Below are 21745 nucleotides of genomic sequence, written 5' to 3'. Positions count from 1 at the left end.
TCGCGATAGCGGTGTGTCAGTCGATAAATCCGCCAATTGACACACCGCTATCGCGAGCAGGCTCACTCCTACAAAGTTTTGCTACAGACTTGAGAGATCAGCGGGCTTCGATACGGAAACCAAAACGCGGAAAGTGCACATGCACCACACCGCCACGCTCGTCTTCGCGACGAATGATCAACTCTTCGCTACCGGCAAACAGTAACTCGCCCACCACCGGATCAACCCCGTAATCCGTCGCCGAGATTGCCACCCGCTGGCCAGCCTTGAATCCATTCGGATCAACAAACTGCTCATCCGGCAATGCCGCCGGTGTCGCATTGCGTGCAACCTCAAGCGCCTCTTGCGACGTCATCTCACTGGCTGCGCCATGGCCAAAGCCCAGCACTCGGCCCAACCAGGCCGCAACAGCCGGATACTCATCCACCAGTGGAGCGGTGACATGCGTGGCCTTGAGGAACCACAGGGGATGCGCCAATGCGAAGTCGGCAATCGACGGTTCGCCGAACAGGAAGTCGCCTTGCTCGCGCTGTAATTGCTGCTCCAGCCGCGCCATGATCGTCGGCCACTGATGCTTGGCTTGTTCGGCAGACAAACGCGTGGCGCTGCCACCACTGAACAGACCGGCGCGGTCGGCAATAAAAGCCTTGATCGCTTCTGGCGGCAACTTGGCGAAGCGTACCGCCACCGATTCCGGCTGAAACACCAGGCTCACCGCATGTTGAAACACCACCGAGTCAGCCCACGTGGCAAAACTGGCAGCGGTAAATTCCTGACCTTCGGGGAAGAACGCCGGCAACGCCTTTTCCTGCTCCAGACGCCGAGCGATTAACGATGTGTCGCAATAGATGTCAGCGCCAATTTGCAAAACCGGGGTCTTGCGGTAGCCACCGGTCAGGGCGGTCAGATCCGGTTTCGGCATCACCGGCGAGATGTGTACCGAGCGCCACGACAAGCCTTTGAAACCCAGCAGCAGGCGGGCCTTCTCGGCAAAGGGGGAGGTCGGGTAGTGGTGCAGAATCAACTCAGACATGCTCGGCTCCGCCGCTCAGATAGTGAGCCAGCAGCTTAGCGTGCATTTGCTTAGCAGCCTACAGATCTGCCTGATGGGAACTGATCAGTCAGATTGATAAGACGCCACCAGACATTCCTTGGCGCTCTTCTTGAGTTTTTTGATCAAGTGTTCCTGGCGCAGTGCATCGCTCTTGTCGCGGCACTGCTCGGTGTAGACCAGCGCCATGGCCGGGCTGGAGAGGAAGAACCGCGCGCCTTTGCCGCTTTGATGTTTGGCGAAACGGCGCACCGGATCGTCGCTGATCCCGCAGTACAACGAACCATTGGCCGCGCGAACGAGGTAGACGAACCAGGACTTGCTCACCGGTTTGGCCACATCGACAGTTTTTTCGCTAAGGCTGGTCACTTCGGGATCAAGACATGTAGGAAACAGGCGGCGATCTTATCAGCGACCGGCCTGAAATGCCTTCAGTCCCTTCAGCGCCTGAGCGCGAACGGCGTTGCGCACCAGCGGTGTCCAGCCGAGCAGCAGACCTTTGAAACCCAAAGCCTGACGCGACCAGCGCCACAGGTCGAAGTGATCGTGGTGCTCGCAAATCTTGCCGTCACGGAAGACGAAACGGGCCTGGATATCGTTGACCACGACATTGCCGGTCTGACTGAACAGGTAGGTCGCGACCCAATGCGCACCGCCGCTGCGGTCGTCGGCGCGAACGTTGTCGAAGGTCAGCGAGAAGTCTTTGGCCCGGGTGGTGAGCATGCGCCACATGTCGCCGGCATCGCGCCCGCGCAGTTCACCGAAGGCCGGATCGCTGAACACTACGTCGTCGGTGTAGCAGGCGGCCATGGCTTCGGCATCGAGGCGCTGGAAAGCCTGGTAAAAGCGGGTGATCAACGCGGCGTGGGCTTCGCTCATGGGCAAACTCCAAAATAGGTACAGATTGCCAGCACGATAATCTGCAATGCGCAGAAACACTATCGGCATTCGTAAACCGAATACCTGCAGCACGCAAAACCAATGTGGGAGCGAGCCTGCTCGCGAAAGCGGCGTGTCAGTCGACACAGATATTGAATGTAAAATCGCCTTCGCGAGCAGGCTCGCTCCCACATTTAAATCAGTGCATTCAGATTTTCTCGCTTTGCACTTGCACGTACAGCGCGCGCCCGGCCCCGAGGCCAGCAATAATGGCGCCAGTTCCAATGATGCCGAAGATCCAGCCCACGGCATTCCAGCCGCCAGTCCAGTCATGCACCACGCCGACCGCGAACGGCCCCATCGACGCCAGGGTGTAACCGAAACCCTGGGACATGCTCGACAGGTTCGCCGCAACATGTGAATCACGCGAACGCAGCACGATCAACGTCAGCGCCAGACTGAACGTCCCGCCCTGCCCCAGCCCCAGCAGAATCGCCCAGCCCCACAGGCCTTCAATCGGTGCATAGAGGCAGCCGAACAGACCGCCAAGGGTCAGCGCCATCACCACCACAATCGCCAGACGCTGATCCTTGCCACGCGTTGCCATCCATGGCGCAGCCAACGAGCTGGCAAGCTGAATAATCACCGAACCGGACAACACCAGACCGGCCTGGGTCGGCGTCAATCCACGCCCGATCAGAATCGACGGCAACCAACCGAACACGATGTAGGCCAGCGACGATTGCAAGCCCATGTACAACGTCACCTGCCACGCCAGCGGATCACGCAGCAGACCGCGCACGCGATAAGCGACGTTGTGCGCGCCATGTTTCTGCCCGACTTGCGGCAGCCAGAATACCGCTGCAACCAACGCCGGAATCACCCAGAAGCCCAGGCCCATCGCCCAGCTGTGCCCGAAGTGTTCACTCAACGGCACGCTGGAACCGGCCGCCATCGCTGCGCCCAGGCACAGCGCCATGGTATAGACACCGGTCATGGTGCCGGCATGTTTGGCGAAATCGCGTTTGACGATGCCCGGCAGCAGAACACCGATGATGCCGATGCTGGCGCCACCCAATACGCTGCCGGCGAACAAGCCGATCTCGCCGAAGTTACTGCGCAAAATGATCCCGCCAGCGAGCGTCAGCAGAATCCCCAGGACCACCCGCTCGGCACCAAAACGCCGCGCCAGAATCGGTGCCAGCGGTGCAAACAAACCGAGGCATAACACTGGCAGCGTGGTCAGCAGACCGGCCTGTGCCGCCGACAAACCAAGGCTTTTGGAGACGTCGCTGAGCAGCGGCGCCATGCTCGACAGCGCCGGACGCAGGTTCAGCGCCACCAGAATCAAGCCCAGCAACAACAACCACGGCCGGCGCACCAGCGGATGGCTTTGTTGAACTTGCTCGTCATCGGCCTCGGCGTCGATCAACAGCTCTTCAAGCTCTGCCGTGCGCTTCGGGGTTGTGGATATCTCACTGCGGGACATGGATTTCTCGGTTTCAAGGTTCATTGATCAACTGCCTCGACAAGGCTTTGGCCCGTTCCGGATCGCGTTGTTCGACCGCATCGAGCAATGCGATGTGCAGGTCAAACACTTCTTGACGGCGCGGGACGATGTTCAGGGTCTGACGCAGTTGTGCGCCGACGATGCTGGAAAAATAGCGATACAACTCGCTGAGGGTCGGGTTGTGCGCGGCGTCGACCAGCCGGCGGTGGAACACCAGATCGCAGGCGATGTAGGTGTCGAGGTCGCCGTGATAGTGGCTGCCGCTGGTGCCGAGCGCCTCGCGCAAGGCGGCGAGGTCTTCGTCGGTGCGGCGCAACGCGGCCAGGCCGATCGCCTCGACTTCGAGGATATGCCGGGTTTCCCGCGCCTGTTCCAGTGAGCAGCGCGATAACGCCTTCAGCGTATCGAGCGGATCGACCACGGCGCGCAAGTAACTGCCATCGCCCTGGCGAATCTCGATCAATCCGGAAAATGCGAGCACGCGCATGGCTTCGCGCACGGTGTTGCGGCTGATGCCCAGCTCGGCGCACAGCTCCGGTTCGGTCGGCAATCGCTCGCCGACTTGCCAGACGCCGCTGTTGATGCGCTGTCGTAATTGATCCAAGGCCTGATCGACCAAGGATCGCTTAATGAGTGGAGAAATGTCTGACATAGGATTCGCCCTTTCATCCAATCATAGGATGAATTTTCCGACATGTTAGTCAGACCCGTGTAGGACGGCAACCACCTAGGGTCAATCGGAGACACATGGAGCGGCATTTTCGATTGGTCAAAATTACCCTTTAAGGGTAATTTCAGGGACAGGGTTTTGGTTTCTTATGGAAAAGAACACGCCCCATTACGACTTGGCGGTGATCAAGGCAGAAGTCAGGCGGCTTGGCAGACAAGCTTTCACCAAGACCGCGGAAAAAACCGGTCTGGATCTCGGTTTTGACTTCACAGAAATGCAGGAGATCGTTTTCGAGTTGCAGAACAGGATGTTGTACAAATCGATGACCACCTATGACGATCATCGAGTCTGGCAGGACGTGTATCACATCAATTCACAAGGTCTGGAGATTTACATCAAGGTGACGTACCGCACCGGCGGCCCACCGGTAATCTCTTTCAAGGAGAAGAACCCATGAAAACCCGGCAATGCTTCAGCTGCGGTGCACTTGAGGGAATGAAACATTTTGATGGGCGTGGCGAAACCATCAGTGTCAAAGGCATGGAGCGCCGTGTAGATGATCTTTCTGGCTGGGAGTGCCAGAAGTGTGGTGAAGTCGAGTGGGATGCCGATACCGATAGCGCAGAACGTTGGGGGCAAGCAGGTGATGCGCTGGTTATCGCTGCAAGGCAAATGATCGGCTCTGAGATGAAGCGTATCCGCCGCAAATTGCACCTGACACAGAAAGAGACAGTGCAGCTGCTGTCAGGTGGTGGGCACAACGCGTTTTCCCGCTATGAGCGCGGCGAAGTACTTCCACCGAAAGCGCTGATGCTGCTCATGCGTTTGTTGGATCGTTATCCTCATTTGCTCGCCGACGCGAAAATCCTCGGTGAAGGGGCGGATTTGCGGGGCGCGTTCAAATATACCGAGCACAAAGAACACGAAACGCTTTCTGTGTCCTGACGCACAAAAAACAAACCCGGCACAAGGCCGGGTTCGTTTTACTCACAAACCATCAATGCAAAATCTGACTCAAGAACAACTTCGTCCGCTCATTCTGCGGGTTATCGAAGAAGTCATTCGGCGCCGCCTGCTCAACGATTTCACCTTTGTCCATGAAGATCACGCGGTTGGCCACGGTGCGGGCAAAGCCCATCTCGTGGGTCACACAGAGCATGGTCATGCCGTCTTCAGCCAGACCGATCATGGTGTCGAGTACTTCCTTCACCATCTCCGGATCGAGTGCCGAAGTCGGTTCGTCGAACAACATGATTTTCGGCTTCATGCACAGAGCACGGGCGATCGCCACGCGCTGCTGCTGACCACCGGAAAGTTGCCCCGGGAATTTATGCGCCTGCTCCGGAATGCGTACGCGCTCCAGGTAATGCATGGCGATTTCTTCGGCCTTGCGCTTGGGCATCTTGCGTACCCACATCGGCGCCAGGGTGCAGTTCTGCAAAATGGTCAGGTGCGGGAACAGGTTGAAATGCTGGAACACCATGCCGACTTCACGGCGGATCGCTTCGATCTGCTTGAGGTCGTTGGTCAGTTCCACGCCGTCGACGACGATGCGGCCCTGCTGGTGTTCTTCCAGACGATTGAGGCAACGAATTGTCGTCGATTTGCCGGAACCCGACGGCCCGCACAGAACGATACGCTCGCCCTGCTTGACGTTGAGGTTGATGTCTTTGAGCACGTGGAACTGGCCGTACCACTTGTTGACGCCCTGCATCTGAATAATGCCTTCAGGACCTACAGGCTTTTTGATTGCTTCACTCATTTACACAACTCCTAACGCTTGTGGCCAGTGTCGAGCTTGCGTTCCAGATGCATGGAATAGCGCGACATACCAAAACAGAAAATCCAGAACACCAGGGCGGCGAATACGTAGCCTTCGGTGGCCATGCCCAGCCATTTCGGATCGGCAGCGGCTTGCTTGACGCTGTTGAGCAGGTCAAACAGGCCGATGATGATCACCAGACTGGTGTCCTTGAACAGCGCAATGAAGGTGTTGACGATGCCGGGAATCACCAGCTTCAGGGCTTGCGGCAGGATCACCAGCCCCATCGAACGCCAGTAACCGAGGCCCATCGCTGCAGCCGCTTCGTACTGACCTTTGGGGATCGCTTGCAGACCACCGCGCACCACTTCGGCCACATAGGCCGACTGGAACAGGATCACGCCGATCAGCGCGCGCAGCAGTTTGTCGAAGTTCATGCCTTCAGGCAGGAACAGCGGCAGCATCACCGAGGACATGAACAGCACCGTGATCAACGGCACGCCGCGCCAGAACTCGATGAAGGTCACGCAGACCACACGAATCGCCGGCATGTTCGACCGACGGCCCAGCGCCAGCACAATCCCCAGCGGCAAGGCACCGGCGATGCCGACAGTGGCGATGACCAGGGTCAGCATCAGACCGCCCCACTGGCTGGTCGCCACATTGGTCAGGCCGAAACCGCCGTGCAGCAGGATGAAGGCGATGATCGGGTACAACACCAGAAAGCTCAGCCCGTAGATCGCTTTACGCGGTACCCGCGAGATGAACAATGGCGCCGCGCCGATTACCGCCAACCACACGGTCAGGTCGACGCGCCAGCGCAGTTCCGGCGGGTAATAGCCGTACATGAACTGGCCAAAACGCTGCTGGATGAACACCCAGCAGGCGCCGTCCTTGGTGCAGTCGGCTCGGGTAGTGCCGACCCAGTTGGCATCGAGGATGGCCCAACTGAGGATCGGTGGCACCACCAGGTAGATCAGGTAGAACGCAAACAGCGTCAGCAGGGTGTTGAGCCAGCTGGAGAACATGTTCGCGCGCATCCACGCCACCACGCCGATACTGCTGTTCGGTGGGGGCATGTCGGGTTTGAAAGTATGAGTACTCATGCGCTTTTCCTTACCGCTCGATCAGCGCAATGCGCTTGTTGTACCAGTTCATCAGCAGGGAAATGCTGATACTGATCGCCAGGTACACGCTCATGGTGATGGCAATCACCTCGATCGCTTGACCGGTCTGGTTGAGCACGGTGCCGGCGAACAAAGAAACCATTTCCGGGTAACCGATACCGGCAGCCAGCGAAGAGTTTTTTGCCAGGTTCAGGTATTGGCTGGTCAGCGGCGGAATGATCACGCGCAGGGCTTGCGGAATGATCACCTTGCGCAGGGTCGGACCGTTGCGCAGGCCGAGCGAACGCGCCGCTTCGGTCTGGCCATGGCTGACCGACTTGATCCCCGAACGCACGATCTCGGCGATGAACGCCGCGGTGTACACGGTCAGGGCCAGGGTCAAGGCGAGCAGTTCCGGGATCAGCACCCAGCCGCCGACGAAGTTGAAGCCTTGCAGCTTGGGCATTTCCCAGTGCAGCGGCGCGCCAAAGATCAGTGCGCACAAGGCCGGGATCACCAACATGATCGCCAGCCCCGTCCAGAACTTGTGGAACGGTACGCCGGTTTCTTCAAAGCGCTTGTTGGCCCACCGGCACATCAGCACGGTAGCGATGATCGCCACCACGACGCTGCCGAAAAAAGCCCAGAAGCCATCAGCCATCAGCGCCGCCGGCATGTTCAGGCCACGGCTGCTGACGAAGAAGGTGTCGCCGAAGTTATGGCTGTTGCGCGGCCCCGGCATGGTCAGGAACACCGCGAAGTACCAGAACAGGATTTGCAGCAGCGGCGGAATGTTGCGGAACACTTCCACATACACGGTCGCCAGTTTGCTGATGATCCAGTTCTGCGACAGCCGCGCCACGCCGATGATGAAGCCGAGAATCGTCGCCAGAATCACGCCGATCACGGTCACCAACAGGGTGTTGAGAAGACCGATAACGAAGACGCGGGCATAGCTGTCCGCTTCGGTGTAGTCGATCAGGTGTTGAGCGATGCCGAACCCGGCACTGCGCTCCAGAAAGCCGAAACCGGAGGTAATGCCCCGGTGCTGAAGGTTGGTTTGCGTGTTGTCGAACAAGTACCAGCCCAGCGAGACCACCGCCACAACGGTGATGATCTGGAATAGCCACGCACGCACTCGCGGATCGCTGAGGCTGAGCCTCTGCTTTGGTGCGCCGATTGAATTTTGCATGAAGTGCCCCGGAAAAAATGGAACAAGAACATCACCCGGCGGTTGGCCCGCCGGGTGATAGAACCATTAGCGCACTGGTGGTGCGTACTGAATGCCGCCGTTGTTCCACAGGGCGTTCAAGCCGCGGTCGATTTCCAGCGGAGTGCTCTTGCCGAGGTTTTTCTCGAAGATTTCGCCGTAGTTGCCGACTTGTTTGACGATCTGTACAACCCAGTCTTTCGGCAGTTTCAGGTCTTTGCCGTACTCGCCGTCAGCGCCGAGCATACGGGCGACGTCCGGGTTCTTGGTCGACTTGGCTTCAGCTTCGACGTTTTTCGACGTGATGCCGGCTTCTTCGGTGTTGAGCAGCGCGTAGCCAACCCAACGCACGATGGCCAGCCACTCGTCGTCGCCGTTACGCACGACAGGGCCCAGTGGTTCTTTGGAAATGGTTTCCGGCAGAACCACGTAGTCCTTCGGCGACGCCAGCTTGGAGCGCTGGGCGAACAGCTGGGACTTGTCGGAGGTCAGCACGTCGCAACGACCGGATTCCAGCGACTTGGCGCTTTCATCGGAGGTGTCGAAAGTGATCGGGGTGTATTTCAGACCGTTGCCACGGAAGTAGTCGGAAACGTTCAGCTCGGTGGTGGTACCGGCCTGGATGCAGATGGTTGCACCGTCCAGCTCTTTGGCACTCTTCACGCCCAGCTTGTTGTTCACCAGGAAGCCGATGCCGTCGTAGTAGGTAATAAAGCCCGGGAATTTCAGGCCCATGCCCGCGTCACGCGAACTGGTCATGGTGGTGTTGCGCGACAGGATGTCGATCTCGCCCGATTGCAGCGCGGTGAAGCGCTCCTTGGCGTTCAACTGACTGAATTTGACCTTGGTCGCGTCGCCGAATACGGCAGCGGCCACAGCGCGGCAGACGTCAGCGTCGATCCCGAGGATCTTGCCGGTAGCGTCCGGAACCGAGAAGCCCGGCAGACCGTCGCTTACGCCACACTGCACGAAACCTTTCTTCTGCACCGCATCCAGGGTTGCACCCGCCTGAGCGAACCCGCTGACGCCGAGTACTGCTGCAGCAGTCACGACCGCCAGAGTGGATTTCAACATCTTCATTCAAACCTCCAGTTTTGCTCTTGTTGTGTCGGAGCTTGAGTCCAGTCGCACCCTTTTGAGGCGTTGTTGACCCGTGTTGGCTTTTTTTGGGGTCAACCGACGTAAGACCTTCGCTATGAGTCTAGTAGGAGAAAATCCACATCATGGACAACTCACTTCTCACCAATCGGCCGAACGGGCTGTAGCCCTTTCACGTTCGCTAAGCCCGTAGTGGCCATTGGCGAACATCCATCACCGGATTCTTTGCATCCCGTCGCTAGGGGTACACTGATAGTGTTACCGCCAAGAGCGGGATCGGTTGCACGCTGGAAGCCATAGCAAAGCCCGTACCACACCGACCGCTGAAGCGTTTGAGCGACAGGTCAATAGCAAAACTTGTAACCTTGCGACATCTTCTTAACGGATCAACCGGGCGCGCACGCAAATCACGCACTCATTGAGAGCGCCCGCACATATTTGGAGCAGCCATGACCGAGCCCTTGATTCTTCAGCCTGTTAAGCCCGCAGACGCCTGCGTGATCTGGCTGCACGGCCTCGGCGCCGACCGCTACGACTTCTTGCCGGTCGCGGAAGCGTTGCAGGAAAGCCTGCTGAGCACGCGCTTCGTGCTGCCGCAGGCGCCGACTCGTCCAGTGACGATAAATGGCGGATATGCCATGCCGAGCTGGTACGACATTAAAGCCATGAGCCCGGCGCGCGCGATTGACCGTGACGAGCTGGAAGCGTCGGCGAATCGCATCATCGAACTGATCGAAGAACAGCGCACCAGCGGAATAGACGCCTCGCGGATTTTCCTCGCCGGTTTTTCCCAGGGTGGCGCCGTGGTGTTGCACACCGCCTTTATGAAATGGCAGGGGCCGTTGGGCGGTGTGCTGGCGTTGTCGACGTATGCGCCGACCTTCACTGATGAGATGGAGCTTTCAGCCAGTCAGCAGCGCATTCCCGCTATTTGTCTGCACGGCCAGTTCGATGGGGTGGTGCAAAACTCGATGGGCCGCAGTGCCTATGAGCATTTGGTGAAGCATGGTGTCACCGTGACATGGCAGGAATACCCAATGGAGCACGAAGTGTTACCCGAGGAAATTCGCGACATTGGCGTCTGGTTGAGCGAACGTCTGCGCTGATGACGCGAGCAATGCCTGCCCTTTGATCATCACACTACGCCGCGCCCGTTTCTTGCATTACACTGGCCGGCGTACATTCCTTAACCAATTGATGAGATGACCGTGCTCGAAGCACTCAAGAAAATGTTCGGTAAAAGCGAGGCTGAGCAGCTCGCGCCAGTTCCCAGTGCGCCGTCGCACGCCCCCGGTCATCGCAACGATGCGCCCCAGGCCGACCGCCCCGCTGCCGTAGCAGCACCGAAGCAAGACCCGAAACCCGCTCCGGCCGCGCCAATCGCCGCCGAGCCTGCGCGCAGTGAAGAGCCGAAACAGGCCAGACCGCGTCGCGAACCGAAGCCCAAGGCACCGGTTATTCCGTGGAAACTCGAAGATTTCGTTGTCGAGCCACAGGAAGGCAAAACCCGCTTCCACGATTTCAAGCTGTCTCCAGAACTGATGCACGCCATTCAGGATCTGGGCTTCCCGTATTGCACACCGATTCAGGCACAGGTGCTGGGCTTTACCCTCGCCGGCAAAGACGCCATTGGCCGCGCGCAAACCGGTACCGGCAAAACCGCCGCGTTCCTGATCTCGATCATCACCCAGCTGCTGCAAACGCCACCGCCGAAAGAACGCTACATGGGCGAACCCCGTGCGCTGATCATCGCGCCAACCCGTGAGCTGGTGGTGCAGATCGCCAAGGACGCCGCTGATCTGACCAAGTACACCGGCCTCAACGTCATGACGTTTGTGGGTGGCATGGACTTCGACAAGCAGCTCAAGCACCTCGAAGCGCGTCACTGCGACATTCTCGTGGCGACGCCAGGCCGCCTGCTCGACTTCAACCAGCGCGGCGACGTGCACCTGGACATGGTCGAAGTGATGGTGCTGGACGAAGCCGACCGCATGCTCGACATGGGTTTCATCCCGCAAGTACGCCAGATCATTCGCCAGACCCCGCCGAAGTCCGAGCGCCAGACTCTGCTGTTCTCCGCGACCTTCACCGAAGACGTGATGAACCTGGCCAAGCAATGGACGACCGATCCGTCCATCGTCGAAATTGAAGTCACCAACGTCGCCAGCGAAAACGTCGAGCAACACATCTACGCCGTGGCCGCTGCCGACAAGTACAAATTGCTCTACAACCTGGTCAACGATAATGGCTGGGAGCGGGTGATGGTTTTCGCCAACCGCAAGGACGAAGTCCGCCGTATCGAAGAGCGTCTGGTGCGCGACGGTGTGAATGCTGCGCAGTTGTCCGGCGACGTGCCGCAACACAAACGCATCAAGACCCTCGAAGGTTTCCGCGAGGGCAAGATTCGCGTGCTCGTCGCCACCGATGTGGCCGGTCGCGGCATTCACATCGACGGCATCAGCCACGTGATCAACTTCACCCTGCCGGAAGTCCCGGACGACTACGTGCACCGCATCGGTCGTACCGGTCGTGCCGGCGCCGATGGTGTGTCGATCAGCTTCGCCGGTGAGGATGACTCATACCAGTTGCCGTCCATCGAAGAAAAGCTCGGTCGCAAGATCAGCTGCGAAACGCCGCCGACGCATCTGTTGCGGGCGGTCGAGCGCAAGCGTCCGCAGTAAGCGACGTTAGAAGAAAAGCGCAGCCGGCAACGGACTGCGCTTTTTTTTCGCCCGGCATTTCATCTGGCGCTTGCGAGAGAAAACTAAATGTCCATAATGGACAAATTAGTTTAGATCCAGACTCCGGAGCCTGACATGTCCAGTACGCCCCACGTGATCGACCAAGCCCAGGCCCGTGAGCTGTTGGCGCGCATCAATGTGCCGCAGATCCTGCGCAAGCTGTTTCGCGACCTCGCGGCGGGCAACGCCGTACAACCGGCGCAGCAACTGGTGGAGTTCCCGCAGGGCGCCGGCGACTTCATCAACTATCTGGGCGTGCTGGCCGAGGACGGCGTTTACGGCGTGAAGACCTCGCCCTACATCGTTCGCGAGCAAGGTGCGCTGGTGACGGCGTGGACATTATTGATGTCGATGAAAACCGGCCAGCCGTTGCTGTTGTGTGATGCCGGTGAACTGACCACCGCGCGCACGGCAGCGACCACGGCTGTGGCCGTCGACGCCCTCGCGCCGGTGAGTGCCACGCGACTGGCAATCATCGGCAGCGGCAAGGTTGCTCAGGCGCATCTGCACTATGTGAAATCGCTGCGTGACTGGCAGAGCATCAGCGTGTATTCACCGTCCCTGCTCGAAGACGCTGATACTCAGGCACGGTTGAAAGCCATCTCTGCCGATCTGAACATTGCCAACAGCCGCGAAGCCGCCCTCGCCGAGGCCGACGTGATCATGCTTTGCACCTCGTCCGCCGGACCGGTGATCGATCCTGCCGCATTGAGCAAACCGGCACTGATCACGTCGATCAGCACAAACGCCCCACGCGCCCACGAAGTACCACCGCAGAGCCTCAACAACATGCAGGTGTTCTGCGACTATCGTCTGACCACGCCGGGTTCGGCGGGTGAGATGTTGATTGCCGCCGAGCAGCACGGCTGGAACAAGGACTCGATCATTGGCGACTTGGCGGATCTGCTCAGTGAAAAAGTGCAGCGCCCGGATTACGCCCGTCACGTGTTTTTCCGCTCGATCGGCCTGGGCCTCGAAGACATCGCCCTGGCCAATGCGGTTTATCACCTACAGAACTAACACCTCAATCCCCCTGTGTAGGAGCTGCCGCAGGCTGCGATCTTTTGACCTTTAAAAGCAAGATCAAAAGATCGCAGCCTGCGGCAGCTCCTACACAGGTTCTCGATACTTTTGGAGATATGCATGAGCCAGGCAGATTTCATCATCATCGGCGGCGGAATTGCCGGCGCTTCCACCGGTTTCTGGCTGTCGCCGCACGGCAAAGTGATCGTGCTCGAACGTGAATCCCACCCGGCCTATCACTCCACCGGCCGCTCCGCCGCGCTGTTCACCGCCGCGTACGGCACACCGCAAGTGCGTGCACTGACGCAGGCCAGCCGGGCGTTCTTCGACAATCCGCCAAGCGGTTTCTGTGAACACCCCTTGCTGACCCCGCGCGGCGAAATGACCGTAGACTTCACCGGTGACGCTGCCGAACTCAATAACCAATACCTCAGCGCCAAAGCCACCGTACCGGAGATGCAACTGCTCAGCGCCGACGAAGCCTGCGCGCGGTTACCGATCCTGCGTCGGGAAAAAGTCCACGGCGCGATCTACGACCCGAGCGCCAGCGACATCGACACCGACGCTCTGCATCAAGGCTACCTGCGCGGAATCCGCCGCAACGACGGTGAAGTCCATACCGATTGCGAAGTGCTCGGCCTCAGCCGCGATGCCGATGGTCACTGGTACGTCCAGACCAACGGCCAGACCTTCAGCGCACCCGTGATCATCAACGCCGCCGGCGCCTGGGCCGACAAGATCGGTGCACTGGCCGGCGCGCGTCCGCTGGGCCTGCAACCGAAACGTCGCGCCGCGTTCATCTTCGCCGGCCCCGAAGGCGTCGACATTCATCACTGGCCGATGCTGGTCAGCCTCGACGAATCCTTCTATATGAAGCCTGACGCCGGCATGTTTCTCGGATCACCGGCCAACGCCGACCCGGTCGAGCCCCACGACGTACAGCCGGAAGAACTGGACATTGCCATGGGCATTTACCAGATCGAAGAAGCCACCACGCTGACCATCCGCCGCCCGACCCGCACCTGGGCCGGGCTGCGCAGTTTCGTCGGCGACGGTGATCTGCTCAGCGGTTTCGACCAGCAGGTGCCGGGGCTGTTCTGGGTCGCGGCGCAGGGTGGCTACGGCATCCAGACTTCGCCGGCGATGGGCCAGGCCAGCGCCGCGCTGGTACGTGGTGAGCCGTTGCCCGAGCACTTGCATAACTTCGGCCTGAGCAGTGCCATGCTCTCCCCTGCACGCCTCGCCTGATCGTCCATCCGGATGACGCGCCCAACGGATTGCGGCACACTCGCAGCGCCCCCTGATCACGGGGGCGTTGACGCTGCCTGGAGCTCCACTGTCATGACCGCCCCTGAATTCGACCCGGCCCTGGATAACTTTCGCGCCATCGCCGATGCCATCGCCACGCTGTTCTTTCCGCACGCCGAAGTGGTGCTGCACGACCTGCGCACGCAGAAGGTCGACTACATCGCCAACAACCTGTCCAAACGCGAGATCGGCGACGACTCGTCACTGGAAGACATGCTCAGCGAGGATGTCAGCGACCGCAATATCGGTCCGTACGAAAAGCTCAATTGGGACGGCCAGAAGATTCGCAGCCTGAGCAGCGTCCTGCGCGACAGCGAAGGCCTGCCGCTGGCGGTGCTGTGCATCAACCTGAATATTTCGCTGTTCGAGAATGCCAAGGCGGCGCTGGACCTGTTCCTGTCGCCGAGCAAACTGATCCCGCAACCGGATTCACTGTTTCGCGATGACTGGCAGGAACGCATCAATACCTTCCTGCACGCCTGGCTGCGTGAACGCCAATTGAGCCTGAATGTGCTGACCCGCGATCACAAACGCGAACTGGTGCTGGCGCTGCACGCCGAGGGCGCGTTCAAGGGCAAGAGCGCCTCGAACTATGTGGCCAATGTGCTGAACATGGGGCGGGCGACGGTGTACAAGCATTTGAAGGAATTGAAGGGCTGAAGATCAAAAGATCGCAGCCTTCGGCAGCTCCTACAGGAGAACGCATTCCCATGTAGGAGCTGCCGAAGGCTGCGATCTTTTTTATCAGTCGCCGTAAATGTCGGACTTGAAGTACTTCTCGGAAATCTTCTGATATTCGCCACTCGCGCGAATGCCATCAATGGCGCCATTCAACTGGCTGACCAATTCGCTATTGCCCTTGCGCACCGCAATCCCGGCACCCTCGCCGACGTATTTCGGATCCTTCAACTCAGGCCCGACAAACGCATAACCCTTGCCACGGGGCATCGACAAAAAGTCATTCAGCGGAATGGTGTCGGCAAAAATCGCATCGAGCCGCCCCGCCGCCAAATCCATGTAGATCTCTTCGTTGTTGCTGTAGCGCTTGACGTTGATGCCCTTGGGCTCGAACACCTCGGTGGCGTAACGATCAGTCGTCGTTGCACGCTGTACGCCGATATTCTTGCCCTTGAGGCTGGCGTATTGATCATCAACCGTGGCGCCTTCTTTCATCACGAGGCGTGACGAAGTGAAGTAGTACTTGTGAGTGAAATCCACCGACTTCTTGCGGTCTTCGTTGATGGTCATCGACGACAGGGCCATGTCGATCTTCTTCACTTTCAGCGAAGGAATCAGACCATCGAACTCACCTTCGACCCACACGCACTTGACCTTCATCTGCGCACACAAAGCGTTGCCGATGTCGTAATCGAAACCGACGATTTCGCCCTTGTCGGATTTCGAGGCGAATGGCGGGTAGGCGGCTTCGATGCCAATGCGCAGGGTTTGCTCGGCGGCGAACACGCTGGCGGAGGCCAACAGGCTAAAGGCCAGACCGGTGATGAGGGGGAGCTTCTTCATGTTCGTTCTCTCGCGGGGTTGTTGTTGGTTTGGCAAGACAGAAGAAAGAGCTGAAACGGGGGAGACGCTATTTTTGTACTTGGAAATCCATATTGGACTTATAGGTACAAGTCGTCAATCAGGGAGAAGAGAGTGTCCGCGAGGTTTTTGGTGTTGCAGATGGCCCCTTCGCGAGCAAGCTCGCTCCCACATTGGATTAGTGAATGACACAAATCCCATGTGGGAGCGAGCTTGCTCGCGAAGGCTTACTGAAGAGCGCTACAGGAATTACTTTTTCCAGCGATCCGCCGCGGCATGATCACTGTCCCGCCCTTCAACCCAACGCGGCCCGTCGCTGGTGTTTTCTTTCTTCCAGAACGGTGCACGGGTTTTCAGGTAGTCCATGACGAAGGCACAGGCATCGAATGCGGCCTGGCGATGGGCACTGGCGGCGCCGACAAACACGATCGGCTCGCCAGGTTCGAGTGCACCGATGCGATGCAGCACTTCCAGTTTCAACAGCGGCCAGCGCTGCTCGGCTTCAACGGCAATTTTGCCCAGCGCCTTCTCGGTCATGCCCGGATAGTGCTCGAGAAACATCCCGGCCACATCCAGGCCATCGTTGAAGTCGCGCACGTAACCGACAAAACTCACCACCGCACCGACGCCGACATTCGCCGCGTGCATCGCGTTGACTTCAGCGCCCGGATCGAACGGCGTGGCCTGCACACGAATCGCCATGGCTCAGCCTCCGGTCACGGTGGGGAAAAACGCCACTTCGTCGCCATCGACCACCGGCTCATCGAGTTGGCAGAGGTCTTCGTTGCGTGCGCACATCAGGTTCTGCTCGCTTAGCACCTCGGCGCCATCACGTTGCGCGAGCAATGCGCGCACGTCGTCTACGCTAGCAAAATCGCCTTCAACCTTGACCGAATCCACGCCCAGCGCTTCACGGTAACGGGCAAAAAACTTCACGGTCAGGTTCATGGCTGCTCCGCTTGAAAGTGCCCGCTCTTGCCGCCGACCTTCTCCAGCAGACGCACGCTTTCGATGGTCATGCCACGATCGACGGCTTTGCACATGTCGTAGATGGTCAGGGCGGCGACGCTGGCAGCCGTCAACGCTTCCATCTCGACGCCGGTCTGCCCGGACAGTTTGCAGCGAGCGACGATGCGCACGGTGTCTTCGCCATCAGCGCTGAGCTCGACTTTGACGCCAGTGAGCATCAGCGGGTGGCACAGGGGAATCAGATCGCTGGTTTTTTTTGCGGCCTGAATGCCGGCAATACGCGCCACGGCGAACACGTCACCCTTTGGGTGGCCGCCGCTGACAATCATCTGCAGCGTTGCAGGGAGCATGCGCACCAGCGCTTGGGCCGTCGCTTCACGAAACGTCACGGCTTTTTCGGTGACGTCGACCATGTTGGCGCGACCTTGGGAATCGAGATGAGTCAGCACGGGATTACTCCTGATCAGGAGCGTCAATTGTAAACCTGCGGGTCAAATTTCCGCACGCACGAATATGGTGTTCTTCGTGTAGGAGCTGCCGAAGGCTGCGATCTTTTGACTTTGATTTTTAAAAACAAGATCAAAAGATCGCAGCCTTCGGCAGCTCCTACAGGGGATTTGTGTTCGGGCATAAAAAACCGGGCGGCTGTTGGGCCGCCCGGTTTTGGCTGAAGGATTACAGATGCGATTCGGCGTATTCGGCCAGAATCGAGCGAGGCACCCCTTGCAGGGTGATGTGCACACCGTTGGGGAAATCCTTGAAGCGTTCGGTCAGGTAGGTCAGTCCGGAGCTGGTCGCGGACAGGTAAGGGGTATCGATCTGTGCCAGGTTACCCAGGCACACCACTTTGGAACCGGCGCCGGCACGGGTGATGATGGTTTTCATCTGGTGTGGCGTGAGGTTCTGGCATTCGTCGATCAGGATCAGGCTCTGCTGGAAGCTGCGACCGCGAATGTAGTTGAGCGACTTGAACTGCAACGGCACTTTGCTGAGGATGTAATCGACGCTGCCATGGGTGTTTTCGTCATCCATGTGCAAGGCTTCGAGGTTGTCGGTGATGGCACCCAGCCACGGCTCCATTTTTTCCGCTTCGGTGCCGGGCAGGAAACCGATTTCCTGGTCCAGGCCCTGCACGCTACGCGTCGCGATGATGCGGCGATAACGTTTGCTGACCATGGTCTGCTCGATCGCAGCGGCCAGCGCCAGAATGGTTTTACCGGAACCGGCGGCACCCGACAGGTTGACCAGATGAATGTCCGGATCCAGCAGCGCGTACAGCGCCAGGCTTTGATAGATGTCGCGCGGTTTGAGCCCCCAGGCCTCTTGATGCAACAGCGGTTCCTGATGCAGGTCGAGGATCAGCAGCTTGGCCTCGTCGATCTCCTTGATCCAGCCGACAAAGCCCTGTTCGTCAATGATGAACTCGTTGATGTGCACCGCCGGCAGGTTGTCGATCAATTGCACCTGATGCCAGGTGCGGCCGTGATCCTGACGGGTATCGACCTTGCTCACGCGGTCCCAGAATGAGCCGGTCATGTTGTGGTAGCCGTTGGGCAGCAGGGACACGTCATCGACCAGTTGGTCGGTGCTGTAATCCTCGGCATCGATCCCGCAGGCACGCGCCTTGAGGCGCATGTTGATGTCTTTGGTGACCAGCACCACCGGTTTTTTCGGTTCGCGAGTGTGCAGGTCGATCAACTGGTTGATGATTTTGTTGTCGTTCAGGTGCTCGGGCAGAATCAGATTCGATTCGGCCTGCTTGCTCATCAGAATTGACAGCAAGCCCTTCGGCCCGCCTTTACCGCGCTGGATCGGCACACCCAGTTCGACATCTTCCGGGGACGCATCGCCCAGGGTCTTGTCGATCAGCCGGATGGCCTGACGGCATTCGGCGGCCACGCTGTGATGCCCGCTCTTGAGCTTGTCCAGCTCTTCAAGCACGGTCATCGGGATCGCGACGTGGTGTTCTTCGAAATTCAGCAGGGCGTTTGGATCGTGAATCAATACGTTGGTATCGAGTACATAAAGGATTGGCTGGTTGGAGGAAGGGCTACGTCCGTGATCATCCATACTCGGTCACCTTTGTCAGAGCCAGTAGACGCAATACCTGGGCGGTGCTGCGCCTCGAAGTGACTGCCGAAATCTCACCTGCGGAGATTCAAGTGACTGCAAACAAACGGGTCTTGGAAGACGCCACCTGTGTTGCAGGTTTCGGCGGTCTGTCTTCGTAATACTCCAAAACCGATGACATAAAAAAGTACTTTGACGGTTTTTTTAAGTTTATTTTGCAGAGTGACGAAAAGCCCTTGGCGGACTGTCCATAGCCCGCTAAAGTCGGAAGTCCGCCTGCAACGAATTCTTCAAAAAATTCGCCCCAAGCCCAATGTTTCCGGGCTTTCAGCGTTTCTCAGCGAAATGCGTCCTGACAGTCTTCCCAACCGATGCCGCTCTGCGCGGTTTGCGTGATCAGCCACGGCAACGAGGTCTTCACCGCGTCCTGTTTCAGGTTGAAATTGATCACCCCGTGTCGCCACAGCAACATCAGCGTCAGTACCCGCTGCGCGCTCGGGGCACCCTTGAGTTTGCCGGCGCCGTCCTGGGCATCGATGTCCCACAGCGCCACTTGCAGGCCCTGGGTGTTGAAGAAACCCTGGGCGTCGCTGCGGCGCTGCCCTTCCGGCGGCCGGAACAGCGGCACGTAGTTTTCCGGCAACTTGCTTTTCACCAGATCAGCGCTGCGCCGCACCGAATCCTGCCAGTCCTGCCAATGGCTGTGGGAGCGGAACTCCCAACCCTGCACACCGACGCACTGTTTCGAGAACCCGGCCTGCAGGCCGCTCACCGAACGATCAGCCAGGCGCGCCTGAATATCCTTGCCCAATACGAAGAAGGTACCGCTCAGGTTCGACTTGCGCAGGTATTCGGTGAGCCAGTCAGTGTTGTCCGGCTGCACATTGGCGGCGCTATCGAAGGTCAGCAGAAACAGCCGGTCGTGCATCTCGTCGCCGTTGCGCTCGTAGTCACCGAAACGATCGAATTCATTGCTGGTCTGCGGTGACAACGCCGCCTTGCGCATCAACTCATCCAGATACTGCAAATGGAAGATCCGGCTCGGTTCAGCCCACTTGGTGTAATAGCTGTCGTCGCTGACCACGAACTTGGCGGCTTGCTCGCGCAGGGTCGGCAGGTCTTCGACGAGGAAACAGAACGAGGCGTCCTGATCACAGCTTTGCTGGGCGTAGTTGTAGTTGCTCAACAGGCGCTGCCAGAGGCGTTGGCGCAGGCTGTTGACCGCGTCGATATTGACCGTGCGCAGGCCCAGACGCTGAGCCAGCGCGGCTTCGTCCATCGATTCAGTGCCGAGCAGGCCCCGGGCGAACATGAGGATTTCCGCCCGTGAAGCCACGTCAAACAGCGTCGGGTTGCTGAGCTGCTCAGGCCAGGTGCTGCGATCCAGCGTCGCCACATCGCCCGGCGCCGCGACGGCACCGACGCTCAACAGCCACGCGGCGAATAAAAGAACAATGCGCAAAAGGGATGTCTCCATAACAAAACCCGCGCGGCACTATAGCTGATGTGCAAGATTCACGGACGCTACCCTCACCCCAGCCCTCTCCCGGAGGGAGAGGGAGCCGATCTTCGTTGATTTCAAAATCAGCATTCAACTCGATAGCTCAGGTCGGCGGATATCGAAAGAGCCACTCGGTCGGTCCCCTCTCCCTCTGGGAGAGGGCTAGGGTGAGGGAAAAATCCACCAGCCGTCGCAAATGCCCGGGCTGGAACATGCCTATAACCCCCATAGCTGGAGTCAACCGCCCCAACCCCCTAGAATCGCCCCCACGATTAAAGGAGAAGACTTCATGCTGATGGTGATTTCCCCCGCCAAGACCCTCGATTACGAAACACCGCCGGCGACCCAGCGCTTCACCCAGCCGCAATACCTCGACCATTCCCAGGAGCTGATCCAGCAATTGCGCGATCTGACACCGGCGCAGATCAGCGAACTGATGCACGTATCCGACAAGATCGGCGGGCTCAACGCCGCACGTTTCGGCAGCTGGACGCCAGCATTCACCCCGGAAAACGCCAAGCAGGCGCTGCTCGCGTTCAAGGGCGACGTTTATACCGGTCTCGACGCACAGTCCTTCAGCGAAACCGACTTCGATTACGCGCAAAAACACCTGCGCATGCTCTCCGGCCTCTACGGGCTGCTGCGTCCGCTCGACCTGATGCAAGCGTATCGCCTGGAAATGGGCACCAAACTGGCCAACGCCCGCGGCAAAGACCTGTACGCCTTCTGGGGCACGCGCATCAGCGAATGGCTGAACGAAGCGCTGGTCGAACAGGGCGACGATGTACTCCTCAATCTCGCCTCCAACGAATACTTTTCGGCGGTTAAACGCACGGCGCTGAACGCGCGGATCATCAACACCGAGTTCAAGGATCAGAAGAACGGCCAGTACAAGATCATCAGCTTCTATGCAAAGAAGGCCCGTGGCCTGATGAGCCGATTCGTGATCCAGGAAAAGATCAACGATCCGGCCCTGCTCAAGCAGTTCGATGTGCAGGGTTATCGCTACAGCGCCGAGCAGTCGAAACCGGACAATCTGGTGTTTTTGCGCGACCACGCCCCCGAATAAAGCATGCCCAATGCACGACTCTTTCTATAAAGAGTCGTGCAGCTCGCACGATGTCAAAAATCCCTCGCCTTATTTCGCCATTTTTATGGCGCCAGAAAATATTCCCTATCCTTTCTAATTTTAGTTTCACTCGACACTGATCATTTTTTTCAGTAGTGGCACCTAAATTTTTTCACAGTAGTGGCACAAAACTATCGAGCGCTAGTATCCGCCTAGTAATAAAGGGCGAAACGGAAAGT

The 21745-nt window shown here is 58.6% G+C and carries 23 protein-coding genes; 8 read left to right on the top strand and 15 right to left on the bottom strand.

From position 1 onward, the window contains the following. Positions 1-97: 97 nt before the first annotated feature. From P3G59_RS05020 to P3G59_RS05000, 5 genes are all read right to left on the bottom strand, one after another. Entirely contained in the window at positions 98-1033 is a 936-nt protein-coding gene (locus P3G59_RS05020) for a glutathione S-transferase family protein (protein ID WP_277760689.1), read from the bottom strand. A gap of 84 nt (positions 1034-1117) precedes the next feature. Beyond that, positions 1118-1420: a GIY-YIG nuclease family protein gene (locus tag P3G59_RS05015; protein ID WP_277760688.1), complete on the bottom strand. Its 303-nt coding sequence runs from the start codon at positions 1418-1420 to the stop codon at positions 1118-1120. Positions 1421-1459: 39 nt separating this feature from the next. Continuing rightward, on the bottom strand, positions 1460-1930 hold the full coding sequence (locus tag P3G59_RS05010; protein WP_277760687.1) for a nuclear transport factor 2 family protein: 471 nt from the start codon (positions 1928-1930) through the stop codon (positions 1460-1462). Positions 1931-2138: 208 nt separating this feature from the next. After that, entirely contained in the window at positions 2139-3443 is a 1305-nt protein-coding gene (locus P3G59_RS05005) for a CynX/NimT family MFS transporter (protein WP_277760686.1), read from the bottom strand. Further along, positions 3433-4092, bottom strand: a complete 660-nt coding sequence (locus tag P3G59_RS05000; protein WP_277760685.1) for a FadR/GntR family transcriptional regulator — start codon at positions 4090-4092, stop codon at positions 3433-3435. The genes P3G59_RS05005 and P3G59_RS05000 overlap by 11 nt, the downstream gene beginning before the upstream one ends. A gap of 166 nt (positions 4093-4258) precedes the next feature. On the opposite strand from P3G59_RS05000, the gene P3G59_RS04995 reads away from it, so the two are divergent. Together P3G59_RS04995 and P3G59_RS04990 are read left to right on the top strand one after the other, a co-directional pair. After that, on the top strand, positions 4259-4567 hold the full coding sequence (locus P3G59_RS04995) for a type II toxin-antitoxin system MqsR family toxin (RefSeq protein WP_277760683.1): 309 nt from the start codon (positions 4259-4261) through the stop codon (positions 4565-4567). Continuing rightward, positions 4564-5055: a type II toxin-antitoxin system MqsA family antitoxin gene (locus P3G59_RS04990; protein ID WP_277760682.1), complete on the top strand. Its 492-nt coding sequence runs from the start codon at positions 4564-4566 to the stop codon at positions 5053-5055. Before P3G59_RS04995 ends, P3G59_RS04990 begins: the two co-directional genes overlap by 4 nt. A 52-nt stretch (positions 5056-5107) precedes the next feature. Here the strand turns inward: P3G59_RS04990 and P3G59_RS04985 are convergent, their stop codons facing one another. The 4 genes from P3G59_RS04985 to P3G59_RS04970 all read right to left on the bottom strand — a co-directional run bounded on the left by P3G59_RS04985 (position 5108) and on the right by P3G59_RS04970 (position 9268). Further along, positions 5108-5872, bottom strand: coding sequence for an amino acid ABC transporter ATP-binding protein (locus P3G59_RS04985; protein WP_008080191.1), 765 nt, complete (start codon positions 5870-5872; stop codon positions 5108-5110). Between the two features lie 11 nt (positions 5873-5883). Next, on the bottom strand, positions 5884-6978 hold the full coding sequence (locus P3G59_RS04980) for an amino acid ABC transporter permease (protein WP_277760681.1): 1095 nt from the start codon (positions 6976-6978) through the stop codon (positions 5884-5886). Positions 6979-6988: 10 nt separating this feature from the next. Continuing rightward, complete coding sequence (locus tag P3G59_RS04975) at positions 6989-8170, bottom strand: amino acid ABC transporter permease (protein WP_277760680.1); 1182 nt, start codon at positions 8168-8170, stop codon at positions 6989-6991. Positions 8171-8236: 66 nt separating this feature from the next. Further along, complete coding sequence (locus tag P3G59_RS04970; protein ID WP_103305207.1) at positions 8237-9268, bottom strand: amino acid ABC transporter substrate-binding protein; 1032 nt, start codon at positions 9266-9268, stop codon at positions 8237-8239. 467 nt (positions 9269-9735) lie between these two features. On the opposite strand from P3G59_RS04970, the gene P3G59_RS04965 reads away from it, so the two are divergent. The 5 genes from P3G59_RS04965 to P3G59_RS04945 all read left to right on the top strand — a co-directional run bounded on the left by P3G59_RS04965 (position 9736) and on the right by P3G59_RS04945 (position 15018). Continuing rightward, positions 9736-10392, top strand: a complete 657-nt coding sequence (locus tag P3G59_RS04965; RefSeq protein WP_277760679.1) for an alpha/beta fold hydrolase — start codon at positions 9736-9738, stop codon at positions 10390-10392. A 96-nt stretch (positions 10393-10488) separates the two neighbouring features. Continuing rightward, positions 10489-11967, top strand: coding sequence for an ATP-dependent RNA helicase RhlB (rhlB, locus tag P3G59_RS04960; protein ID WP_277760678.1), 1479 nt, complete (start codon positions 10489-10491; stop codon positions 11965-11967). A 135-nt stretch (positions 11968-12102) separates the two neighbouring features. Further along, positions 12103-13047, top strand: coding sequence for an ornithine cyclodeaminase family protein (locus P3G59_RS04955; protein ID WP_277760677.1), 945 nt, complete (start codon positions 12103-12105; stop codon positions 13045-13047). A gap of 123 nt (positions 13048-13170) precedes the next feature. Next, positions 13171-14298 carry an FAD-binding oxidoreductase gene (locus tag P3G59_RS04950; RefSeq protein ID WP_277760676.1) on the top strand — a complete coding sequence of 376 codons (1128 nt, stop codon included), beginning with the start codon at positions 13171-13173 and terminating at the stop codon, positions 14296-14298. Positions 14299-14391: 93 nt separating this feature from the next. Then, positions 14392-15018, top strand: a complete 627-nt coding sequence (locus P3G59_RS04945; protein WP_007914317.1) for a PAS domain-containing protein — start codon at positions 14392-14394, stop codon at positions 15016-15018. Between the two features lie 84 nt (positions 15019-15102). On the opposite strand, the gene P3G59_RS04940 is transcribed toward P3G59_RS04945, so the two are convergent. The 6 genes from P3G59_RS04940 to P3G59_RS04915 all read right to left on the bottom strand — a co-directional run bounded on the left by P3G59_RS04940 (position 15103) and on the right by P3G59_RS04915 (position 20398). Then, positions 15103-15879, bottom strand: coding sequence for an ABC transporter substrate-binding protein (locus P3G59_RS04940; RefSeq protein ID WP_277760675.1), 777 nt, complete (start codon positions 15877-15879; stop codon positions 15103-15105). Between the two features lie 267 nt (positions 15880-16146). Beyond that, the gene (gene moaE / locus P3G59_RS04935) at positions 16147-16599 is read right to left on the bottom strand and encodes a molybdopterin synthase catalytic subunit MoaE (RefSeq protein WP_016771590.1); all 453 of its coding nucleotides are present in this window, start codon (positions 16597-16599) and stop codon (positions 16147-16149) included. A gap of 3 nt (positions 16600-16602) precedes the next feature. Continuing rightward, positions 16603-16845, bottom strand: coding sequence for a MoaD/ThiS family protein (locus P3G59_RS04930; RefSeq protein WP_277760674.1), 243 nt, complete (start codon positions 16843-16845; stop codon positions 16603-16605). Further along, the gene (moaC, locus tag P3G59_RS04925; protein WP_007914310.1) at positions 16842-17315 is read right to left on the bottom strand and encodes a cyclic pyranopterin monophosphate synthase MoaC; all 474 of its coding nucleotides are present in this window, start codon (positions 17313-17315) and stop codon (positions 16842-16844) included. The genes P3G59_RS04930 and moaC overlap by 4 nt, the downstream gene beginning before the upstream one ends. A 226-nt stretch (positions 17316-17541) precedes the next feature. Next, positions 17542-18936 (bottom strand): PhoH family protein, encoded by a 1395-nt coding sequence (locus tag P3G59_RS04920; protein ID WP_277760673.1) that lies wholly within the window; start codon positions 18934-18936, stop codon positions 17542-17544. A 337-nt stretch (positions 18937-19273) separates the two neighbouring features. Continuing rightward, on the bottom strand, positions 19274-20398 hold the full coding sequence (locus tag P3G59_RS04915; RefSeq protein WP_277760672.1) for a polysaccharide deacetylase family protein: 1125 nt from the start codon (positions 20396-20398) through the stop codon (positions 19274-19276). A 328-nt stretch (positions 20399-20726) separates the two neighbouring features. Between P3G59_RS04915 and yaaA the strand changes: the two genes are divergently transcribed. Next, positions 20727-21506 carry a peroxide stress protein YaaA gene (gene yaaA, locus P3G59_RS04910; RefSeq protein WP_277760671.1) on the top strand — a complete coding sequence of 260 codons (780 nt, stop codon included), beginning with the start codon at positions 20727-20729 and terminating at the stop codon, positions 21504-21506. Positions 21507-21745: the final 239 nt, after the last annotated feature.

The sequence above is a fragment of the Pseudomonas sp. A34-9 genome, from assembly GCF_029543085.1.
GTDB lineage: Bacteria > Pseudomonadota > Gammaproteobacteria > Pseudomonadales > Pseudomonadaceae > Aquipseudomonas.
The sequence above is the reverse complement of the archived record's forward strand: the minus strand, read 5'-3'. Positions and strand labels throughout refer to the sequence as shown.

Coding starts and splice junctions, on each gene's coding strand:
- P3G59_RS04970 (WP_103305207.1), bottom strand. CDS start 9,268: ATGAAGATGTTGAAATCCACTCTGGCGGTCGTGACTGCTGCAGCAGTA.
- P3G59_RS04990 (WP_277760682.1), top strand. CDS start 4,564: ATGAAAACCCGGCAATGCTTCAGCTGCGGTGCACTTGAGGGAATGAAA.
- P3G59_RS04950 (WP_277760676.1), top strand. CDS start 13,171: ATGAGCCAGGCAGATTTCATCATCATCGGCGGCGGAATTGCCGGCGCT.
- P3G59_RS05020 (WP_277760689.1), bottom strand. CDS start 1,033: ATGTCTGAGTTGATTCTGCACCACTACCCGACCTCCCCCTTTGCCGAG.
- P3G59_RS04980 (WP_277760681.1), bottom strand. CDS start 6,978: ATGAGTACTCATACTTTCAAACCCGACATGCCCCCACCGAACAGCAGT.
- yaaA (WP_277760671.1), top strand. CDS start 20,727: ATGCTGATGGTGATTTCCCCCGCCAAGACCCTCGATTACGAAACACCG.
- P3G59_RS05010 (WP_277760687.1), bottom strand. CDS start 1,930: ATGAGCGAAGCCCACGCCGCGTTGATCACCCGCTTTTACCAGGCTTTC.
- P3G59_RS04975 (WP_277760680.1), bottom strand. CDS start 8,170: ATGCAAAATTCAATCGGCGCACCAAAGCAGAGGCTCAGCCTCAGCGAT.
- P3G59_RS04995 (WP_277760683.1), top strand. CDS start 4,259: ATGGAAAAGAACACGCCCCATTACGACTTGGCGGTGATCAAGGCAGAA.
- P3G59_RS04930 (WP_277760674.1), bottom strand. CDS start 16,845: ATGAACCTGACCGTGAAGTTTTTTGCCCGTTACCGTGAAGCGCTGGGC.
- P3G59_RS04985 (WP_008080191.1), bottom strand. CDS start 5,872: ATGAGTGAAGCAATCAAAAAGCCTGTAGGTCCTGAAGGCATTATTCAG.
- P3G59_RS04945 (WP_007914317.1), top strand. CDS start 14,392: ATGACCGCCCCTGAATTCGACCCGGCCCTGGATAACTTTCGCGCCATC.
- P3G59_RS04920 (WP_277760673.1), bottom strand. CDS start 18,936: ATGGATGATCACGGACGTAGCCCTTCCTCCAACCAGCCAATCCTTTAT.
- P3G59_RS04940 (WP_277760675.1), bottom strand. CDS start 15,879: ATGAAGAAGCTCCCCCTCATCACCGGTCTGGCCTTTAGCCTGTTGGCC.
- P3G59_RS05000 (WP_277760685.1), bottom strand. CDS start 4,092: ATGTCAGACATTTCTCCACTCATTAAGCGATCCTTGGTCGATCAGGCC.
- P3G59_RS05005 (WP_277760686.1), bottom strand. CDS start 3,443: ATGAACCTTGAAACCGAGAAATCCATGTCCCGCAGTGAGATATCCACA.
- P3G59_RS04955 (WP_277760677.1), top strand. CDS start 12,103: ATGTCCAGTACGCCCCACGTGATCGACCAAGCCCAGGCCCGTGAGCTG.
- P3G59_RS04965 (WP_277760679.1), top strand. CDS start 9,736: ATGACCGAGCCCTTGATTCTTCAGCCTGTTAAGCCCGCAGACGCCTGC.
- rhlB (WP_277760678.1), top strand. CDS start 10,489: ATGACCGTGCTCGAAGCACTCAAGAAAATGTTCGGTAAAAGCGAGGCT.
- moaE (WP_016771590.1), bottom strand. CDS start 16,599: ATGGCGATTCGTGTGCAGGCCACGCCGTTCGATCCGGGCGCTGAAGTC.